Below are 17,861 nucleotides of genomic sequence, written 5' to 3'. Positions count from 1 at the left end.
CAAATGCCATATTCCATACATATCTTATGGAAAAGTCATATTCATCGCCTGAAATATCCTGCAATTTCCATTCATTTGTTGAAACACTGTTAACACATTTTTTAACCAGAATTTGTGCCACATCAATGCCCCTAAAGAATGTAAAACGAAAAAAGATGGCCTTGGCCACCTTTTCTCTGCACCTTTATATTTTGCGTCTTTAGTGACCGCCACCCATACACATAGGGCTATCAGGAGCGCCATCTTGTTCACGCTTCCACTCTTCATCAGTGTATGTATGAATAGCTAGTGCATGAATGTGGTTATCTAGCTCATCTGCCAAAATTTGATGAACTTGGCGATGGCGTCCAATCAAACGCTGTCCCGCGAACGAATCACTCACAACAATCACTTTGAAGTGACTCTCCGAGCCTGGTGGCACATTATGCATGTAGCTCTCATTAATCACTTTGAGATAGCTTGGTTGCAGCTCACTGTGTAGTTTCTTCTCTATGATTTCTTGGATCATATTCGTTCCTCATTGATGCGAATTCCATAAGTATATACCTAAGTAAAGCAGACGTGTATCACTCAAACATCACTCTCATTATTGATGCATTTTACGTTCAACTGATTTCAAAGCGCTTGACGCTATGAACATGCCTAGAGAGCGACCACCACTGAACACGTAAAATTTGACAGCTTTTTGTATCTCGACACGTCATCATTTGCGACAATAACACTTAATTTCTAAATCAACTTACATTTAGCTATGAAAACCGAACTGAATATTCACGAGCGAAGCTTAACACTTCATCGTTTCCCAAAACGCAGTAATGAAACTCTACAAGCGTGGGATGCTGGTGATGAGTATCTTATTAATCATGTTGAAGAACTTGCTTTGCCAGACAATCAAAACATCCTCGTGATTAATGACAGCTTTGGTGCCCTCTCCTGCTGGTTTTCAGAAAAGCACCATGTGACGCTAATGAGTGATTCTTTCATTTCTCATAAAGGTGTGCAGCAGAACCTTGAGCAAAACCAGTGCAATAAGGTAGTGTTTGCAACCACGATGGATCCCGTACCTTCCAATACTGATCTCGTATTGCTGCAACTGCCAAAAAGTAACCGTCACCTCGTTTGGATACTCAGTCAGTTAAGAAAAGCACTGCCTGCATCCTGCCCCGTCATTGCAGTTAATAAAGCGAAAGACATTCATACTTCAACGCTAAAACTGTTTGAAAAATATTTGGGTGAGACAAAAACCTCTCTGGCCTGGAAAAAGCACCGATTGGTATTTGCTCAAGCAACGGTTGACCCAACAATTGAAGTAAGCCCTTTCACGACTTGGCGCGTTGATGGCGAAGATATCGAACTCAAGAACATGCCAAATGTCTATTCAGGAGAAAGCTTAGATTTAGGTGCGCGTTTTATGCTTCAGCACCTACCTCAAGATCCATTGGTAGATAATGTTATCGATCTCGGTTGCGGTAATGGTGTTCTGTCTGTGAAGTTTGGTCAGCTGAATCCGAATGCTCGATTAACATGTGTTGATGAAAGCTTTATGGCGCTTGAGTCCGCGAAGCAGAACCTGCTAGATAACCTTGGTGAAGATAGAGACATAAAGTGTGTTGCAAACAATTGTTTGGACGGTTTTAAACACAACAGCTGCTCTATGATTATGTGTAACCCACCCTTTCACCAACAGCAGGCCATCACCGATCATATTGCTTGGCAAATGTTCTGTGATGCAAAGCAAGTATTGAGTGAAGGTGGTAAGTTACTGGTGATTGGAAATCGTCATCTTGGTTACGACGCAAAACTAAAACGGCTGTTTGGCGATAAGAATGTGAAACTTATCGCTTCCAACAATAAGTTTGTGATTTTACAGGCCACAAAAAATCCTGCTAAATTAAGCGCAAAATAAGCTTTAGCAAAATAGTTAAAAGGAATAATAAAATGAGAAAATTGGTACTTGCGGCTTCGGTTGCGTTGCTTGCTGCGTGTTCAGCTCCTCAACAGCCTCAGCTGAATTTGATGCCAGACAGCACACTGAGCACCAATCCAATTGTTCAAGGCAAGACTTACAGCTTGACCAGCAAAGATGTACGTGCAGCGCAGTACGTGGCGTTGGTGGATAACGGCCGTTCGAACATTCTTCCTCTTCATGCTAAACAGAATTTACGTATTGCGTTAGAAGAAGCATTAGAGAAGCAGTTTTCATCTCAGGGCTTCCATGCCGATCTAAACAGCAACAATGCAATTGAATTAAACGTTCAAGAAGCATTAGTTAACGTAAAACATTCGGTGATGGAAAATGAGATGGATGCGAAAGTCGTGCTTGAAATCACCGCAGAAACACCAGAAGGCAAGCTGGTCAAAACTTACACAGGCACTGCGAAGCGTTCTGGCACATTGAGTGCGTCTGATGCCGACATTGAGCAAACACTGAATGATGTAGTGACATTAACACTTAAAGAAATTGCCAATGATCCTGAGCTTCGTCAGTACATGCAGGAGCGTTTCTAATGTTACGCAAGGCAATTCTTTCTCTCGCGCTACTCAGCTGCAGCGTTTGGGCTGGACCAAAAGTGGCGTTTGAAACAACGTTAGGTTCATTTACTGTCGAACTGAATGAAGATAAAGCGCCGATTACGGTAGCGAACTTCCTGAAATATGTAGAAGACGGTAGCTATGAAGGCACTATTTTTCACCGCGTTATTCCAGGCTTTATGGCGCAAGGTGGTGGCTTTAACCAAGATATGCAAATGGTGAAGACTTACGCTCCAATCAAAAACGAGGGTAATAACGGTTTAAATAACGACCGTGCGACGATTGCAATGGCACGCACCAACGCGCCTGACTCTGCTACTCGTCAGTTTTTTATCAATTTAGTCGACAATGATTTTCTAAACTACGGCGCTCGTCCACCGGGTTATGCGGTATTTGGCGAGGTCACGGAAGGATTCGACATTATCCAAAAAATGGCAAAACAGCCAACTACGACGACTCGCGGTATGCGTGATGTTCCCGAGACTCAAATCGTCATCACTAAAGCAACACTACTTAAATAGCCAAAACGATAAGCCCTTTGAATAATCGAAGGGCTTTCTCTTTCAACGGCTTCATTTTATTGGATTGATTTATGTCTTCATTACCTTCCATCACTTGGTTGGAAACGGTAAAAAGTTACCTCGATAAACGACTCATGTGGGTTTTCATGTTGGGCTGCTCTAGCGGCTTTCCGTGGGTACTTATCGGTTCAAATATGTCTGGCTGGCTAAAAGACGCTGGTTTGACCCTATCCGCAATAGGCTACTTTGGTAGTGTCTTTGCGGTTTATGCAATTAACTTTCTCTGGGCGCCACTCGTAGACCGGGTGAAGCTACCAGTGCTCTATCGACTACTTGGACAAAGGCGTAGCTGGATTTTCTTCTGTCAAAGTATTGTACTCGTCGCGACGGTATTTATTGCGGGCGTGAATCCAGCAGAGAACTTGGTGTTTGCGTCTCTACTCGCCTTGTGTATTGCAACCGCATCAGCCACACAAGACATCGCGATAGATGCTTTTCGTATTGATACTTTCCCAAAATCAGAAGAATCTAAGCTGCCACAAGCTTCTGCAATGGCGGTCATTGGCTGGTGGACAGGTTATTCACTACCGGGTTATTTAGCGTTTGTTAATGCTGATAGCGTCGGTTGGAATGGCGTGTATTACGGGATGGCGGTGATAGTCGGCATTCTAATGGTCTTTACGATTTTAGTCGGTGAACCGAAGACTCAACGCGAACAACTTCAGTCTGCCGCTGAACAACGCCACAAAGAAGTGGTTGGTTCAAAAGTCGTGGCTTGGTTTACTGTGACTGTTGTAGAACCTTTCCTTGACTTCTTTAATCGCAATGGCGTCCGTGTCGCGATTACTCTTTTACTGTTCGTTTTCCTATTCAAAATTGGCGAAGCGTTTTTGGGCAGGATGTCGATCGCGTTCTATAAAGATATTGGTTTTAGTAACGAACAAATTGGTTATTACTCCAAACTGATCGGATGGGGAGCCACTATCTTCTTTACCTTTGTCGGAAGCATGTTCAACGTCAGGTTTGGTATTGTACGTGGATTAATGATCGGCGGTATTGCTATGTCTGCCAGCAACTTGATGTTTGCTTGGATTGCATCGGTAGGCCCAAATGAGCACCTGTATTTAGCAACCATTATTGTCGATAACTTTACGACTGCTTTCTCAACTGTCGCTTTTGTTTCATTTTTGACGATTCTAACCGGACAAGCATTCTCGGCAACTCAGTATGCGTTGCTTGCCTCTTTGGGCAACTTCGGACGAACGACTCTTGCTTCTTTCAGTGGAGAACTGGTGGACTACCTCAATGACTGGAGCACGTTCTTTGTGCTTACCGCTGTTATGGTCGTGCCAAGCTTGATTATGTTGTACTCGCTACGACATTACTTTGATGCTCTATTGGAAAAAGCACGTCACAAGCACTAAGAAGCGCATCAAAAAACCACCGAATTCGGTGGTTTTTGTTTTGCGAGATATGAGATAAGAGGTCTATGGGTATAGCCCTTTGCCAAACATATTAAATATACGTGCCACACCTTGAGTAAAGATCATCGGCTCGGTCAATACGGTTAAACACAAGCAATCTTCTCCGACTTTAGTGTAAGGGCTGTGCTTCACTGACGCGTCTCGAATCATCAAATCGCCCTCTTCATATTGGCCATCCTCATCACTAAACCCACCATGTAGGATCAATGTAGATTCTAAGCCTTTGTGCGTATGTTGAGGGATTTGCACATCTTCTCCGATGTACATTAAGCTAACACGAGCATCTTCCCCTAGATCAATCTGAGCACTGAAAACCTTGCCTCCGTAACTTCTCCATGACCCTACGAGGTCAGAGAAACGCGCTAAGGTTTTGGGAAGCTCAAAGCTCTTTCCTGCAACATTCACTGCGGCAGGATCTCGGATAACGATGTTATCTGTCGCTGGCTCCGCATTGATAATATCATTGAACATATCGTCGAATTCAGGGACATATTCAGAGGGGATGTCGCTCACGATATTCGCTTGGCTGGCTTCGACTTGATTCACATAAGCTCGGCACTTGGTGCATGTTTCTAAATGGGTTGCGACCACAAGACCAGAAACTGCATCAATGCTTACCGAAGCGTATGCTTCTAACAAGCTGTTATCTGGGTGTTTGTTCATAGTTGCTCCGTATGCATTGAATGCCTTAGCTTTTCTACTGCAAGCCTCAGCCTGGATTTTACGGTACCGAGGGGTATATCAAATAATTCAGCGACCTGCTGATGAGGTAGCTCCTCAAGATACACCGCTTGTAAAACGTCTCTCTGATTTTTCGGTAAAATATCTAAAAATTTAACCACCTGCTCTTTCAACATGTCTTGCTCTGGTGAATAGTGATCAACAAGATCTGGTGGATAATATTCTGACGGCCAAATGTCATCAGAATGAATGTGTAACTCCTTACCTTTCTGCTTTCTCAACAGATCAAAGCATAGGTTTCGGATTATGGTGTATATCCAAGTCGATAACGCGCTCTTTTCCCCATCATAGAGGTGCGCTTTCTGCCAAACTGTCGCCATGGTCTCTTGCACCATCTCCATAGCAACTTGCTCATTACCAACATGTTTGTAAGCGAATTGCTTCAGCTTGGGTGCGTAAAAACGGAATACAAAAGCGAACGCGTCTTTATCTCGAGCCTTCACTTTGTCCATGTAATCGTTCCAATCACTGCGCCCCAGTTTTTTTGGGCTATCACTCATCATAATCGGCCTTAATTTTAGGGAGGAGTCATCTCCTCCCATTCGTCCTAATCGGTAACGTCATCAACCAACAAGTTGAAGCCACCGTTGTTCCCATCATCAATGGCAACCACCTGATACACAACACCATTCATCACATTGACTGGTGTTGAATCAACAGCAACCGTACTTGGATCGCCTGCCACTGTCACGGTTACATAATAGGTACCTTCAGCGACATATAATCCCTGAACGCTATCTTTGTACGCAAAATTAGCAATAGTTGGATCACTTCCATCTATTCCAGCGCTTGTAGTGAGATAAATATCCACCATTTCCGCTACGGGATTCGCCGCCGCGTGTGTCACATTCAGCGTCGCGCTAGTTGCCACTGCACGTCTCATGTCTTCAACAACTAGAGGTTCGATATCAATCGCTGGGCTAACAACACCGACTGCGTAAACACTGTAATCCATTCCGCCCGCAACCATTAATCCGTCAACATCGATAATAGGATTGGTTGTTGTGCCATCCACGTAAACGTCAATATCGTAAGCGCCAGCATCGAGATCCAAATAACCACGAATCTCTTTGAACGCTAAGTCGGCAAGAGGACCGAAGGCCGCCCCGTTAACGTTGACATCGACGATTGGCGCTCCATCAACAAGATGTCCAACTCTTACTTCAGCTTGGCTGCCCATATCCTCGATTATAGAAGATCCTGAACCATCCAATACCAACAACTTAACTGGTGACGTGCTATTTGAATCTCCGGTACTAATAGCGGCAATCGTCAAGTTTGAATTAGCAGCAAGAGATATTGCGCCCGAGTCAAAAGCAACGCTATCCCCAACAGCAAGTCGAACTTGGTACTCACCAGCGGGGATGTTCAATACGTCTGTAGATGCTTTATATGCAAGATTCATAAGCGGTGTCGCGCTAGCAAGATCAGCCCCGGGCTCAGTGACGTAGAGATCAACGGCAGGAACGCCAGACGCTGCATGAACAACTTGAACATCTAAACTATTGGCATCAGCCATTGAATCGGCGCTGCGAGTCACAACTAAAGGTTCTACTGGGTTTGGCGAACCATCGGCATCACCAACAACGAACACGTTGTAATTGAGGTCTGAATCAAGGTCTAGTTCTGTTTTAGGTATTACGGTCGCGGTTTCATCGCCTGGAAGTTGAACATCAACTTGAATTGAGTTTATGCCCTCACGTAACTTCATGTAACCAGAACCCATACCATAATCAACACCTGTCAATGATGATTTATCGTTTATCCACACATTTGCAAGCGGCGCATCAGAAGACGCATGTACTGCTTGCAAATTGGAATACTCGATGGTGTCGCTGTCGGAGCCACACGCCGCCAGTCCTAATGCCGCCACCATAGTTAGCGCAGCTCTGCTAAATCCTTTCATATCCTTGCCTCTTTGTTAGTCGGGGCTTCTATGGCTTCTGTCAGAAATTGCAACGCAGGAATGCAGTTCTCTGCGCCAACGAGCTGTTCGAACAGATTGCAGTCTAAAGGAAGTAATTCAAGCCAGCGCTGGGTCACCCAAGCAGAGTCATCGTAAAAACGATGCTGGTAGAGGTTTCCGAGTTGAGGAAACTCTTCATAAACATGGGATAACTGCTGGCTTAAATAGAAGAAATCTGGTGAGTTGTCTGGATGTTGCCAATTGTCTAACCATTCGACCTCTGCATGGCGTAAGCCGTCCGCATCTGCACGAACTCGTTTGACAACAAAGCGTTTCTCACCAGCGACTGTAATACCAAGAAGACCATCACTGAGTGATTCAAAATCAACGATCCTGACCAAAGTTCCGATAGATGAAACATTTCCCACGTCTTTAGGGTCACCTTCACTACCTACTAGGCAAACTCCAAAACCCACATTTTGTAGGCTGCATTCCTTTACCATTCGCTTATATCGTGGCTCAAAAATGCGCAGGTTCATTTTACCTTCAGGGAGTACAACTGAAGTGAGTGGGAATAACATGACTTCTTTCATTCAAACGTCCTCTTTGATTCACCGATACATACGAATCCCTTATCACTCCGATCACTAACGATTTATGTTGGTTAATCGACTGGCTTAAAAAGTAATAAAATCGCTTACGCAAACGATCCAAATCACACATTTATTGCAATCAAATGCAACAAACAAAAAGTTCCGTAAATAAAGATAATTTCGTGACACAACTCACCAAAAACGTTCAATTTTGCACCCTTTATCACTTTCATTTGGGATTTTTATCGCTATTATTCCCGCCAATTGGAAAGCGCAGCACAGATTGCGTGTTCTGAATCATTACAAACATAGAGAGTCCCCTTATGCGTAAATCACTTTTAGCTCTTAGCCTTCTAGCGGCTACTTCAGCTCCAGTATTGGCTGCAGATTACTCTGACGGCGATATCCACAAAAACGATTACAAGTGGATGCAATTTAACCTAATGGGTGCATTCAATGAGAAAGGTTATGCTGAATCTTCTCATGATTACCTAGAGATGGAATTTGGCGGTCGCTCTGGTATTTTCGATCTATACGGCTACGTTGACGTATTCAACCTAGCTTCTGATCCAGGCAGCGACAAAGCTGGTGGCGAGAAAATCTTCATGAAATTTGCTCCACGTATGTCTCTAGATGCGGTAACTGGTAAAGACCTATCTTTCGGTCCAGTTCAAGAGCTATACGTTGCAACTCTAATCGAGTGGGGTGGTAACTCTGATGTTAACTCTCAAAAAATCGGTCTAGGTTCTGACGTAATGGTACCTTGGTTCGGCAAAGTTGGCCTAAACCTTTACGGTACATACGATGGCAACAAAAAAGACTGGAACGGTTTCCAAGTTTCTACTAACTGGTTCAAACCATTCTACTTCTTCGAGAACGGCTCATTCATTTCTTACCAAGGTTACATTGATTACCAATTCGGTATGGATGACGACAAAGGCAATAAGTTCAACACTACAGCATCTAACGGCGGTGCTATGTTCAACGGCATCTACTGGCACTCTGACCGCTTTGCTGTTGGCTACGGTCTGAAGCTATACAAAGACGTATACGGCTTTAAAGATGGCGAAGCTCTACCATGGGGTCATAAGCCAGAGTCTTCTGGTGTAGGTCACTATGTAGCTGTAACTTACAAGTTCTAATTGAACCACTAAGTTTCATCAAAAATGGCGCCTTTCGGCGCCATTTTTATTTGCTTTCCTTTTTTCCCTCATTATCCTTGCAGCAAACCTTTTTAATGAGAGCGTTTGGTGAATATCCTTATCCTCGGTCCAGGTGCGGTGGGCTCACTCTGGGCAACAAAATTTCAGCTTGCCGGGCACAATGTTTCATTGTGGGGAAGAAGTTCAGAGAACCAACAATCACTTCAGTTGGATGACACACCCGCAATCGTATTCAGTAATCAAGATATTTCCTCCGGAAATCAAGCGGATCTCATTTTGATCACGGTAAAAGCTTGGCAAGTGGAAGACGCCATTCAGCCTTTACTGCCTCATATCAACGCAGACACGATTATCATGCTGATGCACAATGGTATGGGTACCGCCTCTGGCGTGGAGAAGGCTCTGCCAAACAATCCGATCGTGCTCGCCACAACGACGCACGGCGCATACAAACCAGATAACCAACACGTACTGCATACCGGTCACGGAACAACGCAAGTGGGTGGTTATAATGACAAAGGAATGCAGTGCGCTTTTCTGCAAGATGTTATGCATCATGCCCTTCCAGAGGCCATTTGGAATCCACACATCCAATCTGCGTTATGGACTAAGTTAGCAATTAACTGCGCGATTAACCCACTGACTGCGATTCTCCAGTGTAAGAATGGTGAGCTTGCGAAGCCCGAGTTTAAGATACAACTCGAAAGCATCACTCAAGAACTGGTTGAAGTAATGAGTAAAGAAGGTATTGCTATCGAGTTTCACTCTCTTTTCGATACAGTAATGCAAGTGGTGAACGCCACAGCTGAGAACTATTCTTCAATGAGACAAGACGTATTCCATCAGCGTCGAACGGAAATTGATTTTATAACCGGATACTTGTTAAAGGCTGCCGAGAAACATCACATCAATACGCCTGAGAATTTAAAACTTTACCAACGCATCAAACAAATAGAACAAAGCTGGACAGAACAATGAGTAAGAAAATCTTAGTGCCAATCGCTCCGGGCACCGAAGAAATGGAAGCCGTCACCGTTATCGACATGATGGTTCGCGCGGGTTATGACGTTACGGTAGCGAGTGCTGCTTTTGATGGCTCATTGACGATGAAAGCTTCTCGCGGAGTCACACTAACAGCCGATTGTAAGCTGGTCGATATCGCTGATGATGAGTTTGACGCCATAGCGCTTTCTGGTGGTGTTGGTGGTGCAGAAATTTTTCGTGATAGCTCGGTGATGATAGAAATCCTTAAGCAGCACATCTACGAGGGAAAGTTGGTCGCTGCTATCTGCGCAGCACCGGCGTTGGTATTGCAACACCATGATCTTTTCCCACAATCACTGATGACCTGTCACCCGAGCTTTCAGTCACATATCCCGGAAGAGAAGTGGCGCAGCAAACGCGTGACCTTTGATATCAACCACAACCTTATCACCAGTCAAGGTCCGGGCACTGCTTTAGAGTTCGCAATGGAAGTAATCATTCAACTCTCAGGTAAAAAACACGCATGGTCAGTTGCTGAACCAATGATCCCTCTGCCTACTCTGCATTACCATAAGCTTGGTGAAGAATAATGTTTGACGTAAATGCTGTACGTGAGCAATTTCCCGCTCTAAATCAATCCGTCAACGATACGCCCTTAGTGTATCTAGATAGCGCAGCGACAACGCAAAAACCGCAATGTGTGATTGATGTCATCAGTCATTACTACAGTGCGCAAAATGCCAATGTTCACCGTGGCAGTCATAGTTTAACGGCTAATGCCACCAGCCAATTTGAAGCGGCACGAGAACGAGTGGCAAACTTTATTGGTGCAAACAGCTCTAAAGAGATCATTTGGACACGGGGCGCAACCGAAGCACTGAACTTAATTGCTCAGACTTACGCCCGCAGCACGTTACAACCGGGTGATGAGATCTTGATTAGCGAGATGGAGCACCACGCTAACATCGTGCCTTGGCAAATCGTGGCAGAGCAAACGGGCGCCAAAGTCATAAAAGTTCCAATGACATCAGATTGCCAGTTCGACATCAGCGCATTTAAGGCGCTTCTGTCTGACCGCTGTAAAATTGTTGCTTGCGCACAAATCACTAACGTAACGGGCACACGCCAACCTATCGAACAAATCACAGAACTAGCGCACAGCGTTGGCGCGGTTGTTGTGATTGATGGCGCACAAGGCATCGTCCATGAGCGGCTTGATTTATCGGCATCAGATATCGATTTCTACGTTTTCTCAGGTCACAAGCTTTATGCGCCAGCAGGTATTGGTGTCCTATACGGCAAACTAGAGTTGTTAGAAGCTATGCCACCATGGCACGGCGGCGGTAAAATGGTTGAACGCGTTTCTTTCGAGAAAACGACCTTTTCAGCACTTCCTGGCAAATTTGAAGCGGGCACACCAAACGTAGCGGGCGCGATTGCTTTAGCGAAAGCCATTGAGTGGTACCAAGGTTTTGACCATCACGCAGTCGAGGATCATCTCCATGCGCTTCAGGATAAGGCCTACCAAGCACTAAACGCGTTGGATGACATCCATATTCTAGGCTATCAACCGAATGCCTCTGTACTGACGTTCGTAATGGACGGCGTTCATCACCAAGACATGGCGACGCTGCTCGATCAACAAGGCATTGCGGTACGAGCAGGACACCACTGCGCTCACCCATTGATGGATGCGCTAAACGTTAAAGGCACGGTACGCGTTTCTTTTGGTATTTATAACACGGCTGAAGATGTGGATAGACTCATCGCCGCCGTAGAAAAAGCCGTCGACATGCTATAACGCCAACGGTTTGATTTGGAGTAACCAACAAGGTTACTCCATCTGCCTATCCAGAGTCGCCACGCAATTTCTGCCATTTCTTTTCGCAGCATAAAGCGCTTTATCTGCATGCGCATACAAACGTTTGGTGGTTTCATTTCTGCCTATTTCCACCACGCCTACACTCACCGTGACCGGAATTTCAATCTTTTCAAATTCGAACTGACAATTTTGAATGTGGGAACGAACTTCCTCTCCTACCTCTTTCGCCGCCGACAGAGAAGTTTCTGGCAAAATAATCGCAAACTCCTCCCCTCCGACTCTTGCAAAAATTTCGTCTTTGACGAGTAAGTGAGAAACCAAATCAGCTAACGTCTCTAAGACATAATCCCCCGCATCATGACCACGTTTATCATTGATGACTTTAAAAAAATCCAAATCAAATAATAACAACGCGGAGTGATAATCCGGAGCTTGGGATTTAATAACTTCTTCTGTGAGCTTTTCGAAAAAGACACGTCGATTGTAGATGTTGGTAAGAGCATCAATTTGGCTTTGATGGCGAAGAAGGGTTTCAACTCGGTGGCGATTGGAGATGTTGCGTGTAAGAATAAGGACAACGCGACGACCTCGGTATTTTATAGCGAGTGGGCAGATCTTGCCTTCGTAGTATAGGTCGCCTCTTGGCCCACTGTTAGCATCTATTCCCTGAATGCTGTCGGCGCACATCTTGTACTCGATCGTCACAATACTGTCTTGTTTCAGTGACCGATTTATCTGTTCGATAAACCAGTCAGCTTTATCTTTCTCAAGTACGCTGTGCAGCGTCTCGCCTATCAAATTACTTCCATCGTGATAGGCTTTTTTATCTGTTCCTCCAAAAACATCAATATAGATACCATCTTCACTCAGAATAAAAGTGGGGTCTGGCATTCCGGATAACACGTCTTGCGCATGTTCCAAGGTGAATTGCATATAGGGAGGTTCCTAGCATTTGTATCTAAGTAACCCAATCGCTTCCAAGTGTGTTTCCACATTGGGGAATAGGAGCGAATGGGGCATATGTCTATTATCTAATATAGACAAATTTTAAATACAATTGAGTTTATAAAAACCAAGTGGGCAATATAATGAACCAGGATCAATAGAATGGTTAATTAACGCTAAAATAGTCGACCATTTGCATACTTTTTATCCATATGCAAAAAATATCTCAACTCAGATACAAAAAACGCCAAACAGCTAGGCTATTCGGCGTTTTTTAAGAATTGGGAAAGTGACTCGTTACACGGCGGTTTGCTTAATCTGCTCTACAATAGCTTTCAAGCCATTACCACGTGACGGGCTTAAATGGGAGACAAGCCCCAGTTGATCAAAATAAGCATCAATATCAAATGCTTGAATTTGATCGGCCGTTTTACCGTCATAAGCTGCCATTACCAAGGCAATCAATCCACGGACGATACGCGCATCGGAGTCCGCACAAAAATGCCAAACGCCATCTTGCTCTTGGCTCACTAACCACACCAAGCTTTCACAACCCGAAACGGTAACTTGTTCTGATTTCAGCTCTTCTGGCATTTGTGGCAGCTTTTTACCCCACTGAATAACCTGACGGTAACGATCTTCCCAGCCTTTAAATTGCTGCATAGTCGCTACAATGTCTTCGCTGGTGATATCTGTACCAAATGGAGAAACGGGAAAATCTGTCATGATGCGCTCTTCTTCTAGTTTACTTCTTATATTTTGAAATCAACTTCTCAACAATTCGCGATACCGCGACAAAGCCAAACGTTGCAGTTACAACAGTCGCCGCACCAAAACCGCTAGCACAATCCATACGTTTTGGGCCTTCCGCTGTCGACTTCACACCACACACTGAACCGTCTGCTTGAGGGTACTTCAGCTGCTCGGTTGAAAACACGCAATCAATACCAAACTTACGAGCCGGATTCTTAGGGAAGTTATGATGACGACGCAAGGTGTCTTTGATTTTCTTCGCTAGAGGATCTTGGATCGTTTTCGTTAAATCAGCGACCATGATCTGCGTTGGGTCAACCTGACCACCAGCACCACCCGTGGTGATCACTTTGATCTTGTTGCTGCGGCAATACGCCAACAAAGACGCTTTCGCTTTTACGCTGTCAATGGCATCCAACACGTAATCAAACTCTTTGCTTAAGTACTCATGTTGATTGTCTGGCGTGATGAAATCATCAATCAGATTGACTTTGCACTCTGGGTTGATCAATTTGACACGCTCGGCCATCACTTCAATTTTGCTTTGGCCAACGGTGCCCGTCATCGCATGAATTTGGCGGTTAATGTTCGTGACACAAACATCGTCCATATCAATCAGAGTCAACTCACCGATCCCAGTACGAGCCAGCGCTTCCACCGCCCATGAACCCACGCCACCAATACCAATAACACAAACGTGTGCAGCGCGAAGAATGTCCACTTCACTGTTGCCATAAAGACGACGAGTGCCGCCAAAGCGTTGATTGTAGCTGTCAGATGCTGGGGTATCGAGTTCACGCATATTGAAGTCCAGATGATCGATAGAAAAACAAAGAGTGCGATTTATACGCACTCTTTGATGAAATGTCTAGATAAGAGAGTGTTCCTCTCTCTTGGACGACTATTGTAGCTTTTCTGGCGGTAAAGCCCAAGGCGCTTGAGTTGGTGAGTTTTCTAACCCAAGTTTCCACACTCGACCAAAATGCTTGTAGTGCCCTGCTTCCGTTCCTGCTCTCGCACCAATGCCATGATACAGATCCAAATGGTTTTGTTTTACCGCACCACCTGTGTCTAACACGATCAGCATGCGCAATTGGTGAGCGCCGCTCCACATACCATCGGCATTCAACAACGGCACTTCCGCCAAGATTGGCGTGCCCATTGGTAAGATAGAGCGATCGCCCGCGACAGCGGCCATTGGCAACAACGGAATACCAGCCGAGCCTGTTACAGGCGCTTCCGCTTTTGGTGCAAAGAAAACGTAAGAAGGATTTTGCTCCAACAACTCGCGCACTGTCGCATCGTCGTTGTCCATCACCCACTCTTTAATCGCTTTGAGGGACATTTTTTCACGCGGCACTTCACCACGCTCAATCAAAATGCGGCCAATGCTGACGTAAGCTTTGTTGTTTTTCCCTGCGTACGCAAAGTACTCCAACGTATCATCATCTTCAAAATGCACATAGCCACTGCCCTGCACTTCCATCATAAATGGGTCGATACGATTAGGCGCGTAACCTAGCACCAAACCTTGTCCATCTAGCGCTCCATTGTAGATCTCCGCGCGAGTCGGACAATCTGATGAGCAGTTTGGCTTGCCATAAACTGGGTACTTAAAAATGTCGTTTGGTGTATGACGCAGTTCCATCACGGGAGAAAAGTATCCGGTAAACAGCACATTACCTTTTTTATCACCACCACCCAATTGCGCGGCTTGAATGCCAAACGCACTCAACGCACTGGTATCTCCGCTCTGTTGCGCCCACTCACTTAATCGTTGATATAGCGGTTGGTACATCTTCGCCATGGATGGTGACTTTATCACCACTTGCTCAGCTTGCTTGTTAAATTCAGTAAAATCGCGTGGTTTGTTAGACTCAACCACATCCACTTGATTGAGGATCTGAGGAAACTCACCATCAAGATATTGCTGAGCACGATCATTTTGTTGAGCACAGCCAAAGAGTAGGCTCAAAGAGATAATAGGAAGGAGTTTTTTTAACACGTGTATTTTCCGTAAAAGAGAATAGCAAAAGGATGGCAAACAAATGCATACGGTGCAATTGAAAAGCAACGACAAAATGTTTCAACGCTAAGCCAATCCGTTTACTCGTTGTGAATTCATTCAGTTAATGCAACATGATAGCAGCGGAAGAATTACGGAATTGTCCGGATTATGTTTGAAAGTAAGATTTACTGATTGAGAGATGAAATTGTGATCATCCATGTGACTCACAGACGCAAGAGATCTCTGCTTAACAGACAATGATAAAAACGACTATCTTACCGCAATCCTTGCACGCCCCTCTAAACGGAATACAGGTAGATAATGTGCATTGGCATCCAGCTTCATTTCTGCATGCTGCTTACCCACAAAATTGAAGTGCCGCTCATTTGAACCCACTCGATACGAAAACGAATCCCCATCGAATTCAAAACTGGTCGCCACTGTAGAACCATTTACGGTAACACCGCGCTCACTCAACACAAATTCTTCACGAGCATAAGGCGCAACATCTTGCTCAACCCAGCGACCATAAATAGTCGATTTAGGAATAGGCGGATTAATGGTTCGAGTAATCAAATCACTATACAGCATGCACACGACAACGGTTCCAACTATCGCTATAAGCATGAGAGAACGCTCTAGCCACTTACGAAGCATTGATTTAGATGACGTTTTTGACAGATTTGAAGCAGTGATCGCAGCATTCTTATTAACAGCAGAAGACATGAGGTTCACGTATTGAGAAAAGACGCGCTCATTGTAACTGTCCCCTTCAACGGGACCAAGAACCTACCTCAATATGTTTGTGCTTTATTCCAAAATTTCACCTTGCCACCAAGTGAATAAAAAGGCATTATTTTGACATAATTAAACAAAGGAATGGCTGTAGTGAAAATTCGTAGTACTGCTCTCGTAAAAGGATTCCGTCAATCAACACCTTATGTCAATGCTCACCGCGGAAAAACCATGGTGATCATGCTGGGCGGAGAAGCCGTCGCACACAAAAATTTTGGCAATATTATTAATGATATCGCACTCATGCACAGCCTCGGAATTAAAGTCGTGGTGGTGTATGGTGCACGTCCTCAAATTAATCAGCTGCTAGAAAAACAAGACCTCACTACGCCTTACCACAAAAATATCCGCATTACGGATGAATCGGCTTTATCTGTTGTTATGCAAGCTGCCGGACAACTTCAACTTGCGATTACTGCGCGCCTATCAATGAGCCTCAACAACACTCCGATGGCAGGCACCCAGCTCAATGTCGTTAGCGGAAACTACATCATTGCTCAGCCACTCGGCGTTGATGACGGGGTGGATTATTGCCATAGTGGACGTATTCGCCGCATTGACACCGATGCTATCAACCGCACTCTTGATCAAGGCTCTATTGTGCTACTTGGCCCCATTGCGAGCTCTGTAACTGGCGAGTGTTTTAACTTACTTTCTGAAGAAGTCGCGACGCAACTGGCGATCAAGTTGGGCGCAGACAAACTGATTGGTTTCTGTTCAGAACAAGGGGTCATTGATGACAACGGTAATGCTGTCGCCGAGTTGCTGCCAATTGAGGCGGAGCATGTCATCAAAACGCTCTCTGAAAATACGTCTCCTGACCTAGATTACAACACTGGGACACTGCGCTTTCTTAAAGGGTCTATTGCCGCTTGCCGTGCCGGAGTGCCTCGTAGCCACTTGATCAGTTATAAAGTAGATGGCGCCTTAATTCAGGAGTTGTTCTCTTTCGACGGTATCGGAACCCAAGTTGTTATGGCGAGCGCTGAGCAAGTGAGACAAGCCAATATTGACGATATTGGCGGTATCTTAGACCTCATTCGTCCTCTAGAAGAACAAGGCGTACTCGTTCGTCGCTCTCGAGAGCAGCTAGAGCAAGAGATTGGAAAATTTACCATCATCGAGAAAGACGGCTTGATTATTGGCTGTGCTGCCCTTTATCCATACCCAGAAGAGCGCAAAGCTGAGATGGCTTGCGTAGCGATTCACCCTGACTATCGTGATGGGAACCGAGGTTTGTTACTGCTCAACTACATGAAACACCGTTCTAAATCCGAAACCATTGATCAAATCTTTGTCCTCACGACACACAGTTTGCATTGGTTCAGAGAGCAAGGTTTTTACGAAGTCAGTGTCGACTATTTGCCCGGAGCCAAACAAGGGCTATATAACTTCCAACGTAAGTCAAAAATCTTAGCGCTAGATTTGTAGCTTAACCTTAAATCAGGAAGAGAAATTTAAGGTTCCGCTATACCAACACCTCAAGGTGCGGGATTCAGCTCATTGACGCTCAATCCCGGACATCAAGTTTGTTTTGGAGTAAGGCCTCACATAAATCCTGCTTCGAGCTAGCGAGTCATCATGTAAACACCAACTTAGAAATACGCAAACCAT

19 protein-coding genes are annotated in these 17,861 nt (G+C 44.9%); 9 read left to right on the top strand and 10 right to left on the bottom strand.

The window, feature by feature from the left end; genetic code table 11:
- Positions 1–199: 199 nt before the first annotated feature.
- Positions 200–508, bottom strand: coding sequence for a transcriptional regulator BolA (gene bolA, locus ACZ5ZC_RS20985; RefSeq protein ID WP_005380262.1), 309 nt, complete (start codon positions 506–508; stop codon positions 200–202).
- Between the two features lie 243 nt (positions 509–751).
- Here bolA and ACZ5ZC_RS20980 point away from each other — a divergent pair, with 243 nt between their 5' ends.
- From ACZ5ZC_RS20980 to ACZ5ZC_RS20965, 4 genes are all read left to right on the top strand, one after another.
- Positions 752–1,906 (top strand): methyltransferase, encoded by a 1,155-nt coding sequence (locus ACZ5ZC_RS20980; protein WP_464932255.1) that lies wholly within the window; start codon positions 752–754, stop codon positions 1,904–1,906.
- Positions 1,907–1,938: 32 nt separating this feature from the next.
- A complete protein-coding gene (locus ACZ5ZC_RS20975; protein ID WP_054867171.1) occupies positions 1,939–2,508 on the top strand; it encodes a YajG family lipoprotein in 570 nt (189 codons plus the stop codon).
- The gene (locus ACZ5ZC_RS20970; protein WP_053809811.1) at positions 2,508–3,053 is read left to right on the top strand and encodes a peptidylprolyl isomerase; all 546 of its coding nucleotides are present in this window, start codon (positions 2,508–2,510) and stop codon (positions 3,051–3,053) included. Before ACZ5ZC_RS20975 ends, ACZ5ZC_RS20970 begins: the two co-directional genes overlap by 1 nt.
- 71 nt (positions 3,054–3,124) lie before the next feature.
- Positions 3,125–4,477: an AmpG family muropeptide MFS transporter gene (locus ACZ5ZC_RS20965; RefSeq protein ID WP_006742554.1), complete on the top strand. Its 1,353-nt coding sequence runs from the start codon at positions 3,125–3,127 to the stop codon at positions 4,475–4,477.
- Between the two features lie 63 nt (positions 4,478–4,540).
- Here the strand turns inward: ACZ5ZC_RS20965 and ACZ5ZC_RS20960 are convergent, their stop codons facing one another.
- Genes ACZ5ZC_RS20960 through ACZ5ZC_RS20945 form a run of 4 tightly spaced genes read right to left on the bottom strand, consistent with a single transcriptional unit; the run spans position 4,541 to position 7,777 of the window.
- A complete protein-coding gene (locus ACZ5ZC_RS20960) occupies positions 4,541–5,200 on the bottom strand; it encodes a ChrR family anti-sigma-E factor (protein ID WP_464932254.1) in 660 nt (219 codons plus the stop codon).
- Positions 5,197–5,781, bottom strand: a complete 585-nt coding sequence (locus ACZ5ZC_RS20955; RefSeq protein WP_005380255.1) for an RNA polymerase sigma factor — start codon at positions 5,779–5,781, stop codon at positions 5,197–5,199. The genes ACZ5ZC_RS20960 and ACZ5ZC_RS20955 overlap by 4 nt, the downstream gene beginning before the upstream one ends.
- Positions 5,782–5,825: 44 nt before the next feature.
- A complete protein-coding gene (locus tag ACZ5ZC_RS20950) occupies positions 5,826–7,184 on the bottom strand; it encodes a DUF4397 domain-containing protein (RefSeq protein WP_464932253.1) in 1,359 nt (452 codons plus the stop codon).
- Entirely contained in the window at positions 7,181–7,777 is a 597-nt protein-coding gene (locus tag ACZ5ZC_RS20945; RefSeq protein ID WP_054867169.1) for an LON peptidase substrate-binding domain-containing protein, read from the bottom strand. The genes ACZ5ZC_RS20950 and ACZ5ZC_RS20945 overlap by 4 nt, the downstream gene beginning before the upstream one ends.
- 323 nt (positions 7,778–8,100) lie before the next feature.
- Between ACZ5ZC_RS20945 and ACZ5ZC_RS20940 the strand changes: the two genes are divergently transcribed.
- From ACZ5ZC_RS20940 to csdA, 4 genes are all read left to right on the top strand, one after another.
- Entirely contained in the window at positions 8,101–8,919 is an 819-nt protein-coding gene (locus ACZ5ZC_RS20940; RefSeq protein WP_046874988.1) for a nucleoside-specific channel-forming Tsx family protein, read from the top strand.
- Positions 8,920–9,027: 108 nt separating this feature from the next.
- Complete coding sequence (gene panE, locus ACZ5ZC_RS20935; RefSeq protein WP_054867207.1) at positions 9,028–9,918, top strand: 2-dehydropantoate 2-reductase; 891 nt, start codon at positions 9,028–9,030, stop codon at positions 9,916–9,918.
- Positions 9,915–10,514, top strand: coding sequence for a DJ-1 family glyoxalase III (locus tag ACZ5ZC_RS20930; RefSeq protein ID WP_054867168.1), 600 nt, complete (start codon positions 9,915–9,917; stop codon positions 10,512–10,514). The genes panE and ACZ5ZC_RS20930 overlap by 4 nt, the downstream gene beginning before the upstream one ends.
- Complete coding sequence (gene csdA, locus ACZ5ZC_RS20925) at positions 10,514–11,725, top strand: cysteine desulfurase CsdA (protein ID WP_464932252.1); 1,212 nt, start codon at positions 10,514–10,516, stop codon at positions 11,723–11,725. The genes ACZ5ZC_RS20930 and csdA overlap by 1 nt, the downstream gene beginning before the upstream one ends.
- Before the next feature lie 33 nt (positions 11,726–11,758).
- On the opposite strand, the gene ACZ5ZC_RS20920 is transcribed toward csdA, so the two are convergent.
- From ACZ5ZC_RS20920 to ACZ5ZC_RS20900, 5 genes are all read right to left on the bottom strand, one after another.
- Entirely contained in the window at positions 11,759–12,679 is a 921-nt protein-coding gene (locus tag ACZ5ZC_RS20920; protein WP_046874992.1) for a GGDEF domain-containing protein, read from the bottom strand.
- Between the two features lie 309 nt (positions 12,680–12,988).
- Positions 12,989–13,417 (bottom strand): cysteine desulfurase sulfur acceptor subunit CsdE, encoded by a 429-nt coding sequence (gene csdE, locus ACZ5ZC_RS20915; protein WP_053809816.1) that lies wholly within the window; start codon positions 13,415–13,417, stop codon positions 12,989–12,991.
- A gap of 19 nt (positions 13,418–13,436) precedes the next feature.
- On the bottom strand, positions 13,437–14,246 hold the full coding sequence (tcdA, locus tag ACZ5ZC_RS20910) for a tRNA cyclic N6-threonylcarbamoyladenosine(37) synthase TcdA (RefSeq protein ID WP_005380241.1): 810 nt from the start codon (positions 14,244–14,246) through the stop codon (positions 13,437–13,439).
- Positions 14,247–14,345: 99 nt separating this feature from the next.
- The gene (mltA, locus tag ACZ5ZC_RS20905) at positions 14,346–15,449 is read right to left on the bottom strand and encodes a murein transglycosylase A (RefSeq protein ID WP_054867165.1); all 1,104 of its coding nucleotides are present in this window, start codon (positions 15,447–15,449) and stop codon (positions 14,346–14,348) included.
- A 273-nt stretch (positions 15,450–15,722) separates the two neighbouring features.
- Complete coding sequence (locus ACZ5ZC_RS20900; protein ID WP_005380234.1) at positions 15,723–16,178, bottom strand: DUF2850 domain-containing protein; 456 nt, start codon at positions 16,176–16,178, stop codon at positions 15,723–15,725.
- Between the two features lie 162 nt (positions 16,179–16,340).
- Between ACZ5ZC_RS20900 and argA the strand changes: the two genes are divergently transcribed.
- Positions 16,341–17,678, top strand: coding sequence for an amino-acid N-acetyltransferase (gene argA, locus ACZ5ZC_RS20895; RefSeq protein WP_012841478.1), 1,338 nt, complete (start codon positions 16,341–16,343; stop codon positions 17,676–17,678).
- Positions 17,679–17,861 lie beyond the last annotated feature (183 nt).

It is taken from the genome of Vibrio sp. JCM 18905 (assembly GCF_055393305.1).
This window is presented reverse-complemented; position numbering and strand designations above follow the sequence as displayed.